This is a genomic window from Acinetobacter sp. TUM15071 (genome assembly GCF_008980925.1).
Classification (GTDB): domain Bacteria; phylum Pseudomonadota; class Gammaproteobacteria; order Pseudomonadales; family Moraxellaceae; genus Acinetobacter; species Acinetobacter dispersus.
This window is the reverse complement of the sequence record NZ_BKGB01000013.1, coordinates 63,810-79,469: the sequence shown is the minus strand read 5'-3', so window position 1 is coordinate 79,469 and position 15,660 is coordinate 63,810. Positions and strand designations below refer to the sequence as shown.

The 15,660-nt window shown below is 40.5% G+C and carries 17 protein-coding genes and 1 riboswitch; of the genes, 5 read left to right on the top strand and 12 right to left on the bottom strand.

Annotated elements, in window-relative coordinates; translation table 11 throughout:
• Window positions 1-60: 60 nt before the first annotated feature.
• A riboswitch (glycine riboswitch) is annotated at window positions 61-150 on the bottom strand.
• A gap of 136 nt (window positions 151-286) precedes the next feature.
• The 3 genes from GBI66_RS13340 to GBI66_RS13330 all read right to left on the bottom strand — a co-directional run bounded on the left by GBI66_RS13340 (window position 287) and on the right by GBI66_RS13330 (window position 3,410).
• Entirely contained in the window at window positions 287-778 is a 492-nt protein-coding gene (locus GBI66_RS13340; protein WP_032858008.1) for a hypothetical protein, read from the bottom strand.
• A 114-nt stretch (window positions 779-892) separates the two neighbouring features.
• The gene (gene fumC / locus GBI66_RS13335; protein ID WP_151716456.1) at window positions 893-2,287 is read right to left on the bottom strand and encodes a class II fumarate hydratase; all 1,395 of its coding nucleotides are present in this window, start codon (window positions 2,285-2,287) and stop codon (window positions 893-895) included.
• Between the two features lie 115 nt (window positions 2,288-2,402).
• Window positions 2,403-3,410, bottom strand: coding sequence for an SDR family NAD(P)-dependent oxidoreductase (locus GBI66_RS13330; RefSeq protein WP_151716455.1), 1,008 nt, complete (start codon window positions 3,408-3,410; stop codon window positions 2,403-2,405).
• A 69-nt stretch (window positions 3,411-3,479) separates the two neighbouring features.
• Between GBI66_RS13330 and tusD the strand changes: the two genes are divergently transcribed.
• From tusD to GBI66_RS13310, 4 genes are read left to right on the top strand one after another with little or no spacing between them, the layout of a single operon-like run.
• Window positions 3,480-3,848, top strand: coding sequence for a sulfurtransferase complex subunit TusD (gene tusD, locus GBI66_RS13325; protein WP_151716454.1), 369 nt, complete (start codon window positions 3,480-3,482; stop codon window positions 3,846-3,848).
• A 43-nt stretch (window positions 3,849-3,891) separates the two neighbouring features.
• Window positions 3,892-4,242 (top strand): hypothetical protein, encoded by a 351-nt coding sequence (locus tag GBI66_RS13320; protein WP_005188979.1) that lies wholly within the window; start codon window positions 3,892-3,894, stop codon window positions 4,240-4,242.
• Window positions 4,243-4,253: 11 nt separating this feature from the next.
• On the top strand, window positions 4,254-4,529 hold the full coding sequence (locus GBI66_RS13315; protein WP_151716453.1) for a hypothetical protein: 276 nt from the start codon (window positions 4,254-4,256) through the stop codon (window positions 4,527-4,529).
• A 39-nt stretch (window positions 4,530-4,568) separates the two neighbouring features.
• Window positions 4,569-4,880 (top strand): TusE/DsrC/DsvC family sulfur relay protein, encoded by a 312-nt coding sequence (locus GBI66_RS13310; protein WP_005188985.1) that lies wholly within the window; start codon window positions 4,569-4,571, stop codon window positions 4,878-4,880.
• Between the two features lie 8 nt (window positions 4,881-4,888).
• Here the strand turns inward: GBI66_RS13310 and GBI66_RS13305 are convergent, their stop codons facing one another.
• Window positions 4,889-5,752 carry a DMT family transporter gene (locus tag GBI66_RS13305; protein WP_151716452.1) on the bottom strand — a complete coding sequence of 288 codons (864 nt, stop codon included), beginning with the start codon at window positions 5,750-5,752 and terminating at the stop codon, window positions 4,889-4,891.
• A 125-nt stretch (window positions 5,753-5,877) separates the two neighbouring features.
• Between GBI66_RS13305 and GBI66_RS13300 the strand changes: the two genes are divergently transcribed.
• A complete protein-coding gene (locus GBI66_RS13300) occupies window positions 5,878-7,275 on the top strand; it encodes a PLP-dependent aminotransferase family protein (protein ID WP_151716451.1) in 1,398 nt (465 codons plus the stop codon).
• 1 nt (window position 7,276) lies between these two features.
• Here the strand turns inward: GBI66_RS13300 and GBI66_RS13295 are convergent, their stop codons facing one another.
• From GBI66_RS13295 to GBI66_RS13260, 8 genes are all read right to left on the bottom strand, one after another.
• Window positions 7,277-7,759, bottom strand: coding sequence for a helix-turn-helix domain-containing protein (locus GBI66_RS13295; RefSeq protein WP_005188988.1), 483 nt, complete (start codon window positions 7,757-7,759; stop codon window positions 7,277-7,279).
• Between the two features lie 181 nt (window positions 7,760-7,940).
• Window positions 7,941-9,170 (bottom strand): molybdopterin molybdotransferase MoeA, encoded by a 1,230-nt coding sequence (locus GBI66_RS13290; RefSeq protein ID WP_151716450.1) that lies wholly within the window; start codon window positions 9,168-9,170, stop codon window positions 7,941-7,943.
• Window positions 9,170-10,093 (bottom strand): bifunctional molybdenum cofactor biosynthesis protein MoaC/MoaB, encoded by a 924-nt coding sequence (gene moaCB / locus GBI66_RS13285; RefSeq protein ID WP_005188992.1) that lies wholly within the window; start codon window positions 10,091-10,093, stop codon window positions 9,170-9,172. The genes GBI66_RS13290 and moaCB overlap by 1 nt, the downstream gene beginning before the upstream one ends.
• A gap of 17 nt (window positions 10,094-10,110) precedes the next feature.
• Window positions 10,111-10,650 carry a molybdenum cofactor biosynthesis protein MoaE gene (locus GBI66_RS13280; protein WP_151716449.1) on the bottom strand — a complete coding sequence of 180 codons (540 nt, stop codon included), beginning with the start codon at window positions 10,648-10,650 and terminating at the stop codon, window positions 10,111-10,113.
• A gap of 2 nt (window positions 10,651-10,652) precedes the next feature.
• Window positions 10,653-10,904, bottom strand: coding sequence for a MoaD/ThiS family protein (locus tag GBI66_RS13275; protein ID WP_151716448.1), 252 nt, complete (start codon window positions 10,902-10,904; stop codon window positions 10,653-10,655).
• A gap of 24 nt (window positions 10,905-10,928) precedes the next feature.
• Complete coding sequence (moaA, locus tag GBI66_RS13270; protein WP_151716447.1) at window positions 10,929-11,960, bottom strand: GTP 3',8-cyclase MoaA; 1,032 nt, start codon at window positions 11,958-11,960, stop codon at window positions 10,929-10,931.
• A gap of 292 nt (window positions 11,961-12,252) precedes the next feature.
• Window positions 12,253-14,532, bottom strand: a complete 2,280-nt coding sequence (locus tag GBI66_RS13265) for a molybdopterin-dependent oxidoreductase (RefSeq protein ID WP_151716446.1) — start codon at window positions 14,530-14,532, stop codon at window positions 12,253-12,255.
• An 18-nt stretch (window positions 14,533-14,550) separates the two neighbouring features.
• Window positions 14,551-15,429, bottom strand: coding sequence for a MaoC/PaaZ C-terminal domain-containing protein (locus tag GBI66_RS13260; protein WP_151716445.1), 879 nt, complete (start codon window positions 15,427-15,429; stop codon window positions 14,551-14,553).
• Between the last annotated feature and the right edge of the window lie 231 nt (window positions 15,430-15,660).

The window sequence follows — 15,660 nt, the reverse complement described above, 5'->3', positions numbered from 1 at the left end:
ATCATAGAAGAAAAATATTGTTAATTTCTACAAGTTGAGCACTGCTCTCCAGATTGTATTTCTATTATTACAGTCCTTCTGCCTGAGAGTTTCCGGGGTCGTTGCTCCTTCGGCGAGTTCATTGAAGAACTTCTCTCCCGCAATAATATTTATATCCTTATAAGCAATATATATGCCGCCTAAAAATACCGACACTAAATTCTTGTAATTGTTTGTAGGCGAAGAAGTGTTCTATTTCAAGTTACTTAAGCAATAAAAAAGCAGACTCAAAGTCTGCTTGCAAATATTAAAATTTACATTGCAAAATCTGATCTGAGAACTGACCTTTCCAGAGTTCACGTAATGTTGGTAAATAGAATTTTTCACCAATCATTACCAACTCTGCATCAATCAGCGCATGAATTTCATGCATCAACACATAATCCAAAGCAATAAGTGATAATTGCGGCTGACTTTGGGTAATTTGCTTACGTCTAACTTGGGCTTTTTTTACTAGTTCATTGGCAAAGTTTTTGTCTTTATAGGTGGTGATCGCACTTAAACGCAGCTCGATAATTCCCCAACCTTCCAATAATTTTTTAAATGTCTCAAAGTCTTTTGATGTTGCTTCCCATGTTACATTTTCTAAATTACTGTCCTCAGGTAGTACGGGCAATAATAAATCTGCAGTGCTCGGAAAGATTTTCTTTAAATTCAACAGAAACTTAACAGGATTTTCATTAGGAAGATCAGAAAATTGGATGTTGGTTTGGGTATCTGTTAAATAAATATTCAGCATAATGAAGCAACAATCAGGTAAATCAAAACTATATTGTACGCAGTTCACTTTATAAAAACTACTCATAAAAAATCCCTCTATGAACAGAAGGATTTTTAATTTCATCTATAAAGCTTACTTACTATTCGGTGACACCATATTTTCAGGCTTAACCACTTCATCAAATTGTTCAGCAGTCACTAAACCCAGTTCAACCGCGACTTGCTTTAAGGTTTTATTTTCCTTATAAGCCGTTTTCGCAACTTTGGCAGAGTTTTCATAGCCAATCACAGGATTCAATGCAGTGACCAACATCAATGAGTTATGTAAGAAGTGATCGATCTTGTCACGATTTGGTTCAATACCCACTGCACAGTGATCGTTAAAGCTATTGCATGCATCGCCCAACAACTGAATCGATTGCAGTAAGTTATAAGCAATCACGGGCATAAATACATTGAGCTCAAAGTTACCAGAAGCACCTGCTACATTAATTGTAGTGTCATTCCCTAAAACTTGAGCAACAACCATAGTCATCGCTTCACTTTGAGTCGGATTAACTTTACCGGGCATGATGCTTGAACCAGGTTCATTTTCCGGAATACGTATTTCACCGAATCCACAGCGTGGACCACTTGCCAGCCAACGAATATCGTTGGCAATTTTATTTAAGCTTGCAGCAAGTGTTTTTAATGCACCTGATGCAAACACAGCAGCATCGCGCCCAGCCAATGCTTCAAATTTATTCGGTGCTGTCACGAATGGCAGACCAGTTAATTCAGCTAATTGCTCCGCTGCTTTAACCGCATAATCTGGATGTGCATTTAATCCAGTACCAACCGCTGTCCCACCCAAAGGCAATTCATATAAACCAGACAGTGCTTGCTGTAAACGCTTCAAGCCATGCTCTAATTGTGAAACATAACCACTAAATTCTTGGCCCAAAGTCAAAGGTGTCGCATCTTGTAAATGGGTACGGCCAATTTTGACGATATCATCAAATTCTTCTGACTTACGCTGTAATGTATCTTTTAGCTTAGCAACGGCTGGAATGAGTAATTCATTAATTTGAATACTTGCAGCCACATGGATTGCAGTTGGGAATGAGTCATTGGTTGATTGTGCACGATTGACATGATCATTCGGATGAACTGGTTTTTGTGCACCCAATACTTGGCCTAATTTCTGATTGGCAATATTGGCAATCACTTCATTACAGTTCATATTACTTTGCGTACCTGAACCAGTTTGCCAAACCACCAATGGAAATTGCGTATCCCATTGTCCAGCAATTACCTCTTCAGCAGCACCAACGATATATTGGCTTAAATCTTCAGGAAGTTGTTTTAATTCAGCATTGGTAATAGCAGCAGCTTTTTTCACCAAACCCATTGCTCGAATCATGGTACGTGGCAAGCGTTCTTGACCAATCTTAAAGTTTTGTAAACTTCGTTGCGTTTGCGCACCCCATAAGGCTTCATTCGGGACCTCAATGTCACCCATTGTGTCGTGTTCAATTCGCATTTGCATAAACAACCTCTACTCTATTTGGTTAAAGTTCTCACGGGCTGAAGCAAAGTGATGCTTTGGCTAGTTGCCGTTATCCTAATCAAAGCAGATATAATTGTAAATAAGAATCATTATCTTAATTGCCTTTTAAGGTATTCAGATAAAAGCGCCATTCATCTTCAATCATCTGCGCTAAAGGCCGTTTTGGCGACCAGTTAAGAATTTTCTCTGCCTTATCAATGATTGCACCTAATTGTGCAATCTCATCATGCTGAAATACTGCGGGCTGAACATGCACTTTCGCCTGAGTCACTTTCTCAATTTCATTTAATAAGTTTTGAATCGAGGTCAGTTGTGAATGTGCGATATTGAATGACTCCATACAGTTGTTCTGGGAACTTAACCAATTTAGGGTCATTAAAATGGCATCACATGTATCTAAAACATGCAGAAAGCTTCTTTCAACAGTTCCATCAGCAGTCGAGGCCTGATTCTGCAACTCAATACATTCACGCTGCCTAGCGGCAACTTGTAAAGCCAATGGCACGATATTCTTAGGCAGTTGAGTAACAAATTCACCTAATACGCCATGCTCAAATGCACCAACAATGTTGGACAACCGCAAATTTACAATCCTCCACTCGGGATCCACACGATATGTATCTGCAATAATATCTTCAACCATTTGCTGAGATCGAACATAAGGATTCGAGTATTTATAATTAAACTCAGTCTCTTCCTTAAGTTCAGCACTTGATTGGCCATAAACCGCTAGACTAGACAAATTGATTAACTGTCTGACTCCCATGCGTTGCATTGCTCTTAACAAGCTCATGATGCTGCTAACATTATCATTATAATATTCAAGAGGTTTTAGGGCCGATTCTTCTAATGATTTAAAACTGGCTGTATGAATCACAGTATCGATTGAATACTGCTCAAACACTTTATTCAGGGCAGGTGTATTACGAACATCAAGTTTCGCGAATGGGATATACATGCCTGAAATATATTCAAGACGTTCCAAGGTCTGCAAGGTTGAATTAGCTAAGTTATCTACAATGACAATCTCTTGCCCATGAGCCAATAAACTCAAAGCAATGTGTGAACCGATAAAGCCTAAACCACCTGTCACCAAAATCATTGTATACTTACCTTCCCTTAAATCTGTCCATCATCATTTTTGCCAACTTCAACCCATAGTGAATATTCAATGAGTACACTACTGCTAATTACTTCTGCGCCTACATCCATTATGGCTTGGCATGCTTTTGGTTTAGCTCAAGCTTTACAAAGTAAGCATGAAGAATTTCGTGTCTTCTTTTACCAAGATGGTGTTCAGGTCGCGAATGACTTACAGTGGTTTCCTGATGATCAACGCAATCTAAAACAAGAATGGCAAAAGCTTGGCATCCGACTCCCTGTCTGTGTCAGTGCTGCCCTTGCTCGGGGAATCACTGATGCGGACAATGCAAAACGTCATTCACTCCAACAGCACAACTTAGCCAATAGTTTTGAATTGGTTGGTCTCGGAGAGCTTGCTGACGCAGTGCAAAGCTGTTCTCGATTAATTCAATTTTAATTAAAGTTCTTTACTAGAGTGTTGCTTTGAAAAGGTAAATTGTGTGAAATCTGTACTCGTCATCCTAACGCAACCTAACTTAACAAGTTTGCAAGTCAATGAAAGCTTGTCCGCAACTATGGTTTTAGCAACCTTTGGTATTTCTGTCAAAGTATTATTAAAGTCTGCGGCTCTTAGCTTATTAAACAATAATTTAGAATTTGATCAATTTAAACACGAGTTCAAAATTGCAGCCAATATGGTCGAAAGTTTCGAGTTCTACGATTTAACTCCAATTCTAATTGAATCTAAAAATCAAGAACTTAGCATAGTTAAAAATACCGATCAGGACATTGAATTTATTGATATGAATCCTGAGTTTATTCAATCATTTGATCATATTCTGTATTGGTAAGGTGTCTCGCTATGGAAAAAACAACACTCATTTTAGTTCAATCTACAGCTGATCTGATTTGGTCTGAACTAGCAAAAATGGCACAATCTGATGACTGTATCGTAATTATGGGTGAAGCAGCGATTCATGTCCCGACAACCATTACCAAGGTTTATCACAACATTTATTGTTTAACCAATGAATACAGCCTTCTTCCCGATGAAGTTAAAGATCAGATTCAAGCAATTAACTATACGCAATTTGCAGATTTAGTCTTAAAATTTAAGCGTTGTATTTCATTGAAATAATATTTATTCGGTTCATCTAAAATTTTGTTAGGCTATTTTATGCAGTTAGAGTTAGACCAAGACGGCCATTTGGTTGATTACACCATTTGGAATCAAGACGTTGCTCAGGAGTTAGCAAATTCTCTAGATTTACAGTTAACAGATTGGCATTTTGAAATTCTGCATGCTGTCCGCCAGTTTTACCAACAGTTTGGACATTCACCAGCAACACGCCCATTGATTAAGTTTTTAATGAAAACCGTTAGCCCTGAAATTGATAATGCAACATTGCAGCAGAAATTTAATACAGGTTTAGTCGCTCGCCATTTAAGTCGTCTAGCTGGCGTACCTAAACCTGCAAATTGTTTATAATTTTTTATTTACGCAAATTTCTTGGCACAAGCAACACAGGCAATCACTGCAATTGTGACGCCAAACATGGTTGGGCTTACTTGTTCATGTAATAACACTGCGGCAATGGCCAAACCAAAGATTGGTTGCAATAGCTGGAGTTGTCCAACTGTTGCAATCCCGCCTTGTGCCAAGCCCTTATACCAAAAGAAAAAACCAATCAGCATACTAAATAAAGACACATAAGCCAGACCAAGTTTTGCCGATGTTGAAATTTGTGCAAAGCTCACAGGCATATACAGATATGAAATGAGCAGCATGATCGGCAATGTAATAATCAATGCCCAGCAAATCACCTGCCAACCTCCCAAATGTTTGGAGAGCTTTCCGCCTTCGGCATAACCGAAACCACAGAATATAATGGCCAATAACATGAAAATATCACCATAGTTAAAGGCCCAACTTCCCGTTTGGACTAACATATACCCAAAAACCAACGAAGCACCTAAAACTGCAAATAACCAAAATACAAAATTTGGTCTTTCTCCACCTCGTAGCACACCAAAAATAGCAGTCGCCAATGGCAATAAACCGACAAAGACAATCGTATGTGCAGCACTGACGTACTGAAGTGCTAATGCTGTAAATAACGGAAAGCCAACTACAACCCCTATCGCAACATAAAATAAAGGCAACCAATCTTTTCGTGTTGGTAATTGCTGACGTGATAATAGAATCAAAGCCAACCCAAGAAGACCCGCTATTGCGGCACGAGCAGCAGTTAAAAAGGTAGGGCTGAAATCCATAACCGCAACGCGTGTGGCTGGTAGTGAACCGGCAAAAATAATCACACCGATCAAACCATTCATCCAACCACTACTGAAAGTTTTCATTTAAATTCTCCAAATCTATATGAAGAATTTAAACTGTGCTATGGTTTAAGCACCATACACAGTACAGTACAATTCCAAATAACTGTATTGGCTTACCAACCCATACAGTTTAAAGATAGATCGAGATGAAAAGTACAAAAATTGATTTCGTGATCCAGCACATTCATGAACAAATCAAAACCCGCTCTTTACTGCCAGGTTCACGTCTACCTTCAGTTCGCGCTTTAGCTGGCTTGCTGCATTTATCTGTTTCAACCATTGTTGAAGCTTATGAACGTCTTGCCTCTCAAGGGATTATTGAAGCCAAAACAGGTTCGGGCTTTTTTGTTGCAGGACCACTTGCGCCTTTGTCTATCTCTGAAATCCATCCAAAGATTGATCGCAGTATTGATCCACTCTGGATTTCTAGACAAGCCTTGGAAGCAAAGCCAGATGTTTTAAAACCAGGATGTGGTTGGTTACCTGATGACTGGATGCCACACGAAAATATCCGCAAAGCCATTCGCAAGGTATCTAAAGCCCCTTCCAACATTTTGACTGATTACTCAACACCTTTAGGACTAGCACCTCTACGTGAATTACTTTCAAGAAGAATCTTGAGCAAAGGCATTGAAGCGCGTCCAAATCAGATCTTATTGACAGATTCAGGTACGCAGGCGATCGATTTAATTTGTCGTTATTTTCTTAAACCGAACGATGTGGTTCTGGTTGATGATCCATGTTATTTCAACTTTCATGCCCTACTCAAAGTTCATCAGATTCAAATCATCGGTGTCCCTTATACTCCGACTGGACCTGATCTTGAAGCATTTTCGCAGGCGATTCAAAACTACAATCCACGCCTCTACATTACCAACTCAGGCATTCATAACCCGACTGGTGCTGTGTTAACGGCATCAACGGCTTATCAGGTGTTAAAACTGGTTGAGCAATCTAATTTGATCGTGATTGAAGATGATATTTTTGCAGATTTAGAATTGCATAGTGCCCCTCGTCTCGCAGCTTTGGATGGCTTATCTCGTGTCATTCACATCGGCAGTTTTTCTAAAACTTTATCTGGCTCAGTCCGTACAGGATATATTGCAACCAAAACAGAATGGATTGAGGATTTAATGGATATCAAAATTGCGACTTGCTTTGGAGGGAGTAATTTATCTTCAGAAATTTTATATGCTGCATTAACTGATGGAAATTATCGTAAATACCTAGAAGAATTGAAGGTCCGTTTATCTAAAGCAATGGATGCAACAATCAAACAACTTGAAAAACTGGAAATCAAAATCTGGGTTAAACCCACTGCTGGGATATTTGTATGGTGTGAATTACCGCACCACTTCGATACAGCAGGTATTGCACAACGCTGCTTAGACAATGGCGTGATTTTGGCGCCAGGAAATGCATTTAGCCAGAGCCAAAATTTCAAAAACTTTATTCGTTTTAATGTAGCGCAATCACTGCAACCCAAAGTTTTTGAGGTTCTATCTCATGCCATTCAACAAGAGACAGAACAACAAAATTTATAACTCAGGCACTTTGCTTTTTTTGCTCGATAAAAGCGAAATAACCAGGCCCAGCCGCGACACGAACATCTTTGGCTTTAATCGGTTCATCACACTCAGAACACACCACTTTGGGATTGATTTTCCGACCACAACTTTTATGGGTAAATTCAACAGGTTTACCTAGTCCCAAATCCATCCATTTATCGGCCCATTGCACCATTGAGAGAATGATTGGATAGAGATCTAAACCTTTATCGGTCAGTTGATATTCAAAACGCTCTTGACGATCAACATACGGCACTTTAGTCAAAATTCCATGCTCAACCAAACGTTTTAAACGCTCTGAAAGTACATGGCGTGTAAGCCCTAAACTACGCTGAAAATCATCAAAACGGCGTATACCCATAAATGCGTTACGTAAGATGAGCATTGTCCAACGATCACCCAATACTGAAAGCGTCCTCGCCACTGAACATGGCTGGTCGCCAATTTCGTCCCATTTCATTATTATCACCTAGTCATTTTTTTAAAGTTTTATTTAAAAGACATCTATGTCTTGAACCGTCATGTTTAGAAACTAAACAATATAAAATATACACTAAACCACCTTATCCATCAGATGCAATATTGGCACTTGGCTAAAAATACCAATATTCAGTCATTTTACATAAATTCATCAAAACAATTTAGTTGTAAATGAATAGCCCAGAAAGGATTTGTCCTGCTTCCAATTTTGTATTTGCTGGGATACGCACCAGACTATTTGCTTGCATTAAATTGCTCAGCATATGTGATTGCTGTTTTGCCAAGCTTTGGAACTTGAGCTGCCCTTGATCAAAATAAGCCTGCATTCTTAAAAAACGTTCACGTGCATCCGATTTTAAATCATGGGTCAGTACGCCACTCAACCACTGCAAGGGTTGACGTTGGTTTTGCAAGGCATCTAGTAAGGCTTTGCCATAGACTTGCATACACACATACACGGCGGCAGGATTACCGGGTAAGCCTAACAAATAGCAACGATGATCTTGCTGTGTGTATTCGGCAAAGAATAATGGCTTACCGGGTTTTTGTTTTACCTTCCAAAAGATTTGTTCAAAACCTGTTTCAAAGGCACACGGACGAACAAAATCATAATCGCCAACGGAAACACCGCCCGTGGTAATGATCAAATCATATTGCTGTTTTAAGTGCTCAAAACACTGCGTCACATCTGCGGCTTCATCTGCAATGTGTAAGATTTCTGCATCTATGCCATAGTCTTGTAACCAAGCTTTCAATAACGGGCCATTGGCATCAAAAACTTTCCCTGTCTGCAAGTCCTCAGGGGTTTCAGCAACTTCATCCCCTGTAATGACCACAATCACTTTAGGTGATTGAAAAACATCAATACTTTGCACACCCGCCATACTTAGGGCTGCCAATGCACCAATATTGATTCGTTGTCCAACATCCGCCAATTGCTGACCCCGTTGCACTTCTTCACCGACAAAACGAATATCCGCTTGAGGCTGAATGTGTTCAGTCAAGCGAATGGTTTGATTGGCTTCAACGACGACAATTTCTTGTCGAGCAACATGCGTTGTTCCCTCAGGTGTTTTCCCGCCTGTAAAAATACGAATTGCTTGCCCATCTTTGAGCTGATAATCAGATTCACTACCCGCTTTAATTTCACCCATCACATCAAAGACTACATCTGGCAAATGATCAGCCGAACTATTCAGTGCATAACCATCGACTGCACTTTGTGAAAAACTCGGTAAATCCACATTTGAACAGACAGCTTTGGCTAAATAGCGATTCAGACCATCGGCTAAAGACAATGTCTCAACTTTTAAAGCTTTCGGTTGGGTTTGCACCAACGCTAATGCCTCATCAATACTGATCAAACCTTTTTCAGCACCACATCCTGACATTATTCATAACCTCCCGGATGTGGTAAATCACGACAGACATCAAAAATATGAACCAAGGCTGGTAGGATTGCCGCCATTGATTCACTGGCCCCGCCACGACTTCCTGGTAAAGTCACCAGCAATGAACGGTCAATAAAGCCTGCAACACCACGTGACATGGCTGCATATGGCGTGCGTTTTTGTCCAAATGAACGTGCCGCTTCCATTAAGCCGTCGAGTTTGCGTTCTAATAGTGGTTCTAGGGTATCCACGGTGATATCACGCTTACCAATACCAGTACCTCCGACCGTCATAATGCATGCATAAGATTTGGTCAGTTCTAACACTAAATCTTTGAGCTGATCTGCTTCATCTGGCAAAATCTGATAATGAATCGGATCAAAGCCTGCTTCAGTCAAAGTCTCAACCACGGACTTACCTGCAGTATCAGGTTTACGGCCCGCTGCAACCGTATCTGACAGTACAATTACAGCCGCTGAAACAGGTTGGCGTAAAGTACGTTTAAAGTGTGATTTTCCACCCTTTTTCTTCAGCAATTTACACTGATCTAAACACAGCTCTTCTGGCTCACAGTGCGGTTTTAACATGTCATATAAGGTTAAGCCCGCTAAGCTCGCAGCCGTTAGAGCTTCCATTTCCACACCTGTTGGGCCAATGGTTTCAACTGTGGTCAGAATCACCACATGGTCGTCATGTAGATCATAATCGACATCGGCACGATAAATCGGTAATGGATGACAGAGTGGAATCAGCTCGTCCGTACGTTTAGCTGCCAAAATACCTGCGATACGTGCAGTTTTTAAAGCATCACCTTTTTCGGTATTACCGTCTCGCAATAACTGAATGCAATGTGCCGGTGCATGTAAAATCGCTTGCGCTTCTGCAACACGATAACTCTCGGGTTTCATCCCAACATTTTTCATTTTAACTTCCTGACGCTTTATTCGTGCGTATGCTCATGGCTACAATTTTCATGGTGATGCACGGGTAAATCCCTCTTTAATAAAGGGGGACTTAGGGGGATTTTCGCTTGAACATTATCGGTTTGATCTTTACGAATACAACAGCCTTCTACATATTGACTGGTGCCGTCCATAAAAAATTCTTCTTTCCAGATCGGCACTTCATGTTTGACCCGTTCTACGGCTTCTTCACAGGCTTGAAAGGCTTCACGGCGATGTGCTGCATAGGCAATCGCGATAATCGCGGTTTCACTGACATCCAAGTAACCTATCCGATGCATGACACGTACATAAGAAACCTGATATTTATCTTTGATTTCCTGTTCAATTGCGCGAATCATCTTTTCTGCGACAGGCGTATAAGAGGTATATTTCAGTGCTTTAACCGCTTTTCCTTCGTGGTGATTACGCACAGTTCCAATAAAAATATCAACCCCACCGCATTCAGGAAAGGATTGAATCGGATCAAAGTGATCGAGGCTTAAAGCCTGATCTTGGACGCGGGCAAATTCACGCATATTTATCCTCCCGCCACTGGCGACAACAAAACTAAAGTACAGGATGTAGCTAATGCGGTTTGACGTGTCACGATATCCTCACCAATCGCACAGGCACATTTTTCCATCGCTGGGCTGGCATCTGGGTAAAGATTGGTAATATGTGAGAGTACATCTTTGACCATTTGATCTTTTGCAAACTCAAATGCCAGCGCTTTGGGTAATAACCGTTCAATTGCACCAAAGGCTTCTATTTTTATCTCAATGGTTTGCATATTTTCTCCAAACAACTTTCCTCACTAACCACCAAGCATATGCATACTAATTTTACGTGCTTGCTGATGTTGTATTGCATGATAACCCTGCGCCTTATTCCAAATATAAGGCTTAATTTTTTGATCAAGTTGATGAAATGCTAACGATTTGAGCTCAGCTTTTTGTTTGATTGCCTGTTGTAGATCAGGTTTTATATTTAGACCTTGTCTTGCAAATAAACAATTATATAACTCACCTTGGGCCGTCAGTCGAATTCGATCACAGTCCCCACAAAATGAATGGGTAATGGTTGAAATAATACCGAGTTTATATTGGCCATCGAGCTGATAGAGCCGTGCAGGTTCATGCTGTTGTTCTAAGACCTGAATGTCATAATACGCTGAGAGCTGCTTTAAGATTTCCGCTTCACTGACCACAGCTTGATCTGTCCAGTGCTGATCACCATCCAGCGGCATAAACTCGATAAAACGCAACGGAATATTATGCTGTTTGGCCCATTTCACCATCGGTACAATTTGGTCATCATTCTGACCTTGCATCAATACACAATTAATTTTGAATGGCAGACCAGCTTTTGTTGCGGCTTCAATACCAGCAAATACAGGGGCAAGTTCTTTTTTAGTCAGTTGTTTAAATTGAAGCGGATCAAGGCTATCCAGACTAATATTGAGATCGTCCAAGCCTGCCTGCTTCAATGGCTCAGCATACTTCGCCAAATAATGACCATTGGTTGTAATTGAAATACGTTTCAGCCCCAAAGCTCTTAAACTTTGCAAATCACGGATAAAATGCACCACACCTTGACGCATCAAAGGTTCACCACCGGTGATACGGATATTTTCAATGCCTTGTCCAACCATGTATTGACAGAAAATAAACAGTGCCTCGAAACTGAGTAGATCTTGTTTTTTCATCCATTCAGGATGTTCAGGCATACAGTAAATGCATTTGAAATTGCAACGGTCTGTCACGGAAATCCGTAACTTACGCTTAATACGACCATACTGATCTTGTAAGATCGGTATACTCGTGTCATCTATTTCATGCTTCATCATATGCACTCATATTGTGAATCTTTGAACTGGGTTTAGCACAAGTTCTGTGCGTCCTTGTTTTACTCATCACAGTGAATTGTTTTTATTACAGCAATAATTATTCCAGTTTTACCCTATTTGTGTTGCCGATGCTGCTTATTCATTCAAACGAGCAACTCTTTCAATCTATAAACAAAAATAGGTTTTGTCCTGAGTATTTTTGTTCAAATCACTTTGCACCATCCCATGGCATGTTTTATTTCATATGCAATAAGATGGTGCAAATATCTGATTAAATCAACTCACCGATCGTCTAAGTACTTAAGCGTTCCAATCGAACGGGTACGTATTTATGATATGGCGTCTTTGACAGAGGATCACAATGCTGGGTAGAGGTTAGACGATTCAATTGAGGCCCTATTGGCTCGCCACCGCGATAACGTAAGCCATAACCATGTGGTAAAGACACCACGCCCTTGCGCATTCCTTCATCAAGTTCAACCGTGACCTGAATCTTGCCATGCTCAGAAATACATTGCAGCGCATGACCTGTTTCAACGCCAAAACTCAATGCATCTTCAGGATTCATTCTCAAGCGACCTTCGGCATCAACTTTACGCCATGCAGGATCACGATAAATTTGATTGGCGTTATAACTACGACGTTCACCCGCAAGCAAAATGAAAGGATATGCATCGGTTAAGGTCAAAGACTGTTGTTTTAACTGTGCTAACTCGATAAACATTTCAGGAATTGCCAACCGAATTTTTTTGTCTTTATAAGCAATCAGGCTCCACACATCAGCATAGTCATGTTGCGACAACACCACACCCGACCGTCGCTGCAAAATGGTCTGGAATAACTTAACGCCTAGATTAAATCGATTACCTTCGTATCCTGCTTGCTTAACCGCTTTATAGTGCTGAGCCGCATATTGCATACACAATGGAAGTAATAAGGCTGTAGAGGCTGCATCATTTGGCAAAGTCTTACCCAAGGTGCGATATACAATCGATGCCGCATAAGGAATTAGCTTTTTATTTTTCGCAAAGTTTGCACCAAATGCAGCAAAATAAGCAAGATACGCGGTATTGGCCGAATCTTTTTCTGCAATTTTACTTAGGATAGGAAACTGTTTCGGCATCACTTGCATAGCTTCAAGCAAACGTGTGTAGATCTCGGCCTCAGGTAAACTATTGCCTTGGGCTTTGAAAAGTGGATGGCGTAAGTGAAAACCATTTTTAGGAAATTCCAAATTAAACCCTGTGAATTCCCACTTTTCAAATTGGCTATGTGCAGGCAAAACATAATGCGCTAAACGTGCTGTTTCAGTCATTGCTACATCGACCACCACCAATAGCTCAAGCGACTGGAATGCTTGCTCATATGCTGCGGTATCAGGATAGGTCAACAAAGGATTACAGCTGTCCACAAACACCGCACGAATTCGCTTTTCCCCTGCTTTTAGAATTTCATCGGGCAAGATATTCGGTGGAAAGAAACCCGAAATCGGGAACATTTTATGATAAACCGTACGGCGATACTTTGGGTTGCGCTCATCAGTGTTGGTTAAAATTGGAATAAACATGGTATGTAGATTATTGCCACCCTGTTTACCAAAATTTCCTGTCAGCAAATATAAAAGCTTTTCCAAATAACCATTTAAAGTGGTGTTTAAGGTGTGTTGAATACCAAGGTCAATCCGGACACAAGCATGTTGCGCTTGAGCAAAATCGCGGACAATCTGGTATATCAGTTCAACTGAAACATCGGCTTTTTTGATATATTCATCAATTGGAACAGCCAAGAAAGCTTGTTTAACCTGATCGAAACCATGGGTATGCTGCTGAATAAATTGTTGATCGTATAACCCTTCTTGCAGCATGATCGCGATCATAGCCGACATCAGATAAGCATCCGTACCTGGTTTTAATTGCACATGAATATCGGCTTGTTTAGCCGTTTCGGTCACGCGTGGATCAAACACCACCATGGTTCGGTTTGGATCTTTTTTGATATGTTTTAAGGTATCTCTGGCATTTGGAATACCGTGCGCCTGAAAAGGATTGGTTCCGATAAACAACACATAATCTGCATATTCCACATCTTCGGTGGTATGACAAGCTTGACTGCCAAACAGACGTCCATTCACCCAGAAATCACCTGTTTTTTCCTGCGCCAAAGAGTTGTAGGCATAGAAACTTTTCATGGCGTAGAGCAACTGACGGCCATAGGCTGCACCCAAGTGATTGCCCTGTCCACCACCACCAACAGATGCAAATGCTGTTCCACCATGGGTATTTCGAATCTGTACAAGCTGCTCAGCAATTTCCTGAATGGCCTGATCCCAACTAATCTCTTGATAGGAACCATCTGACTGACGTTTTAACGGTGAAGTTAAACGATCAGCATGTTGTTGGTAATGCTGTAAACGTGCGGCTTTTTGACAGATATACCCCTGCGAGAAAGGATGATGTTCATCGCCTTTAATTTTCTTGAACTGATTATCTTCAATTTCTACACTGAGTCCGCAATTACGTGAACATAGAATACAAGCGGTTACATCCTGTTTGATTGCTGTGGCAGTCGTCATTTTTCTCACCTTATTATTTTATGAATATTGACCCATTAAACAGATTTGCCCTGCCGAACCGACAACACGGACATACTTTTGCATCTGCTCAGTACAGGTTTCCACTCGATTATGTTCTGAAGGAAGTTTAACTGGTTTTAGGAATCGAATATCGATTTGCTGTATTGTTTCAGGCAACAATTCAAAGCTACGCGCAAACACACCAAAGCCATGCAGCACTTTTTGACCAAAGTTTGATAGTTTGGCTAATGGTGTAATCCAATGAATCGGATTAAAGTCGCCTGTTAATAAGGCAAATTTCAAACCATCATCTGCTGTCGCAGACCATTCACCTAAACGCTGCCAAGTTTTATGATCCGCTGTTTCTGTACGTTTAGTTTTCTCAAAATGCGGCAGAATAAATGCCATATGCAGCACTGTTTCGACTAATTCAGGTTGTGTAATCGTACCTGTAGTAATTTGCACAGAAACGCGCGCCAACCCATTACGTTCATCTACATTGGCAATCTTGGCTTGGATGAGCAGCTTTTGATCTCGTGGAAGCTTGCCATGAACCTTGAGACTTACGCCTTGATTGATGACTTGACTCAATGGATAGTTGGTTTGTAACAGCAAACGTGTTGCAAATGACAATCCCCATTGCGACACCATATGCGGTGGAATTGAAGTTTGATATTTACTCGGCTCAGCACCACTCCAACGTACATAGTGGTCTATCAATTCAAGGCTTGGTGGGTCAATCACTTCATTAATCGATGCTAATGACTGCCAATCGGCTTGTTGCGTGTGCTTATGCTTTTTGAGACTACGCAAACCAATTTTCCCAAGCCCTGTTAAAGTTGCCTGATGTTCAAATAAAAATTGCAATGGAATCTGTTGGTAACGAATCGCAAACATATGAAACTCCTGTTCCTTTTATTTTTCTCAGTTTCAAACCATAGCTGGGTTAATTCGAGTCTTGATTAGACAAGCCTGACATGGTCGAAAATCAATTAAGTTCCAAAATAGAACTCATTTTAATAAAGGTCAAGTGCACCCATCATAAATTTAACAATAAATAGATGCCTAGAAATTCTATTCCGTTGTTAGCTAGATCTATTGAAAAAGCAATTTGATAAAGAAAACTGA

Bases quoted from the DNA above. Each gene is read 5' to 3' on its own strand.
- GBI66_RS13265 (WP_151716446.1), bottom strand. From the start codon at position 14,532: ATGACGACTGCCACAGCAATCAAACAGGATGTAACCGCTTGTATTCTA.
- GBI66_RS13280 (WP_151716449.1), bottom strand. From the start codon at position 10,650: ATGCGTGAATTTGCCCGCGTCCAAGATCAGGCTTTAAGCCTCGATCAC.
- moaCB (WP_005188992.1), bottom strand. From the start codon at position 10,093: ATGAAAAATGTTGGGATGAAACCCGAGAGTTATCGTGTTGCAGAAGCG.
- GBI66_RS13340 (WP_032858008.1), bottom strand. From the start codon at position 778: ATGCTGAATATTTATTTAACAGATACCCAAACCAACATCCAATTTTCT.
- GBI66_RS13300 (WP_151716451.1), top strand. From the start codon at position 5,878: ATGAAAAGTACAAAAATTGATTTCGTGATCCAGCACATTCATGAACAA.
- GBI66_RS13330 (WP_151716455.1), bottom strand. From the start codon at position 3,410: ATGATTTTGGTGACAGGTGGTTTAGGCTTTATCGGTTCACACATTGCT.
- GBI66_RS13295 (WP_005188988.1), bottom strand. From the start codon at position 7,759: ATGAAATGGGACGAAATTGGCGACCAGCCATGTTCAGTGGCGAGGACG.
- GBI66_RS13275 (WP_151716448.1), bottom strand. From the start codon at position 10,904: ATGCAAACCATTGAGATAAAAATAGAAGCCTTTGGTGCAATTGAACGG.
- GBI66_RS13315 (WP_151716453.1), top strand. From the start codon at position 4,254: ATGGAAAAAACAACACTCATTTTAGTTCAATCTACAGCTGATCTGATT.
- moaA (WP_151716447.1), bottom strand. From the start codon at position 11,960: ATGATGAAGCATGAAATAGATGACACGAGTATACCGATCTTACAAGAT.
- GBI66_RS13290 (WP_151716450.1), bottom strand. From the start codon at position 9,170: ATGTCAGGATGTGGTGCTGAAAAAGGTTTGATCAGTATTGATGAGGCA.
- GBI66_RS13305 (WP_151716452.1), bottom strand. From the start codon at position 5,752: ATGAAAACTTTCAGTAGTGGTTGGATGAATGGTTTGATCGGTGTGATT.
- tusD (WP_151716454.1), top strand. From the start codon at position 3,480: ATGAGTACACTACTGCTAATTACTTCTGCGCCTACATCCATTATGGCT.
- fumC (WP_151716456.1), bottom strand. From the start codon at position 2,287: ATGCAAATGCGAATTGAACACGACACAATGGGTGACATTGAGGTCCCG.
- GBI66_RS13310 (WP_005188985.1), top strand. From the start codon at position 4,569: ATGCAGTTAGAGTTAGACCAAGACGGCCATTTGGTTGATTACACCATT.
- GBI66_RS13260 (WP_151716445.1), bottom strand. From the start codon at position 15,429: ATGTTTGCGATTCGTTACCAACAGATTCCATTGCAATTTTTATTTGAA.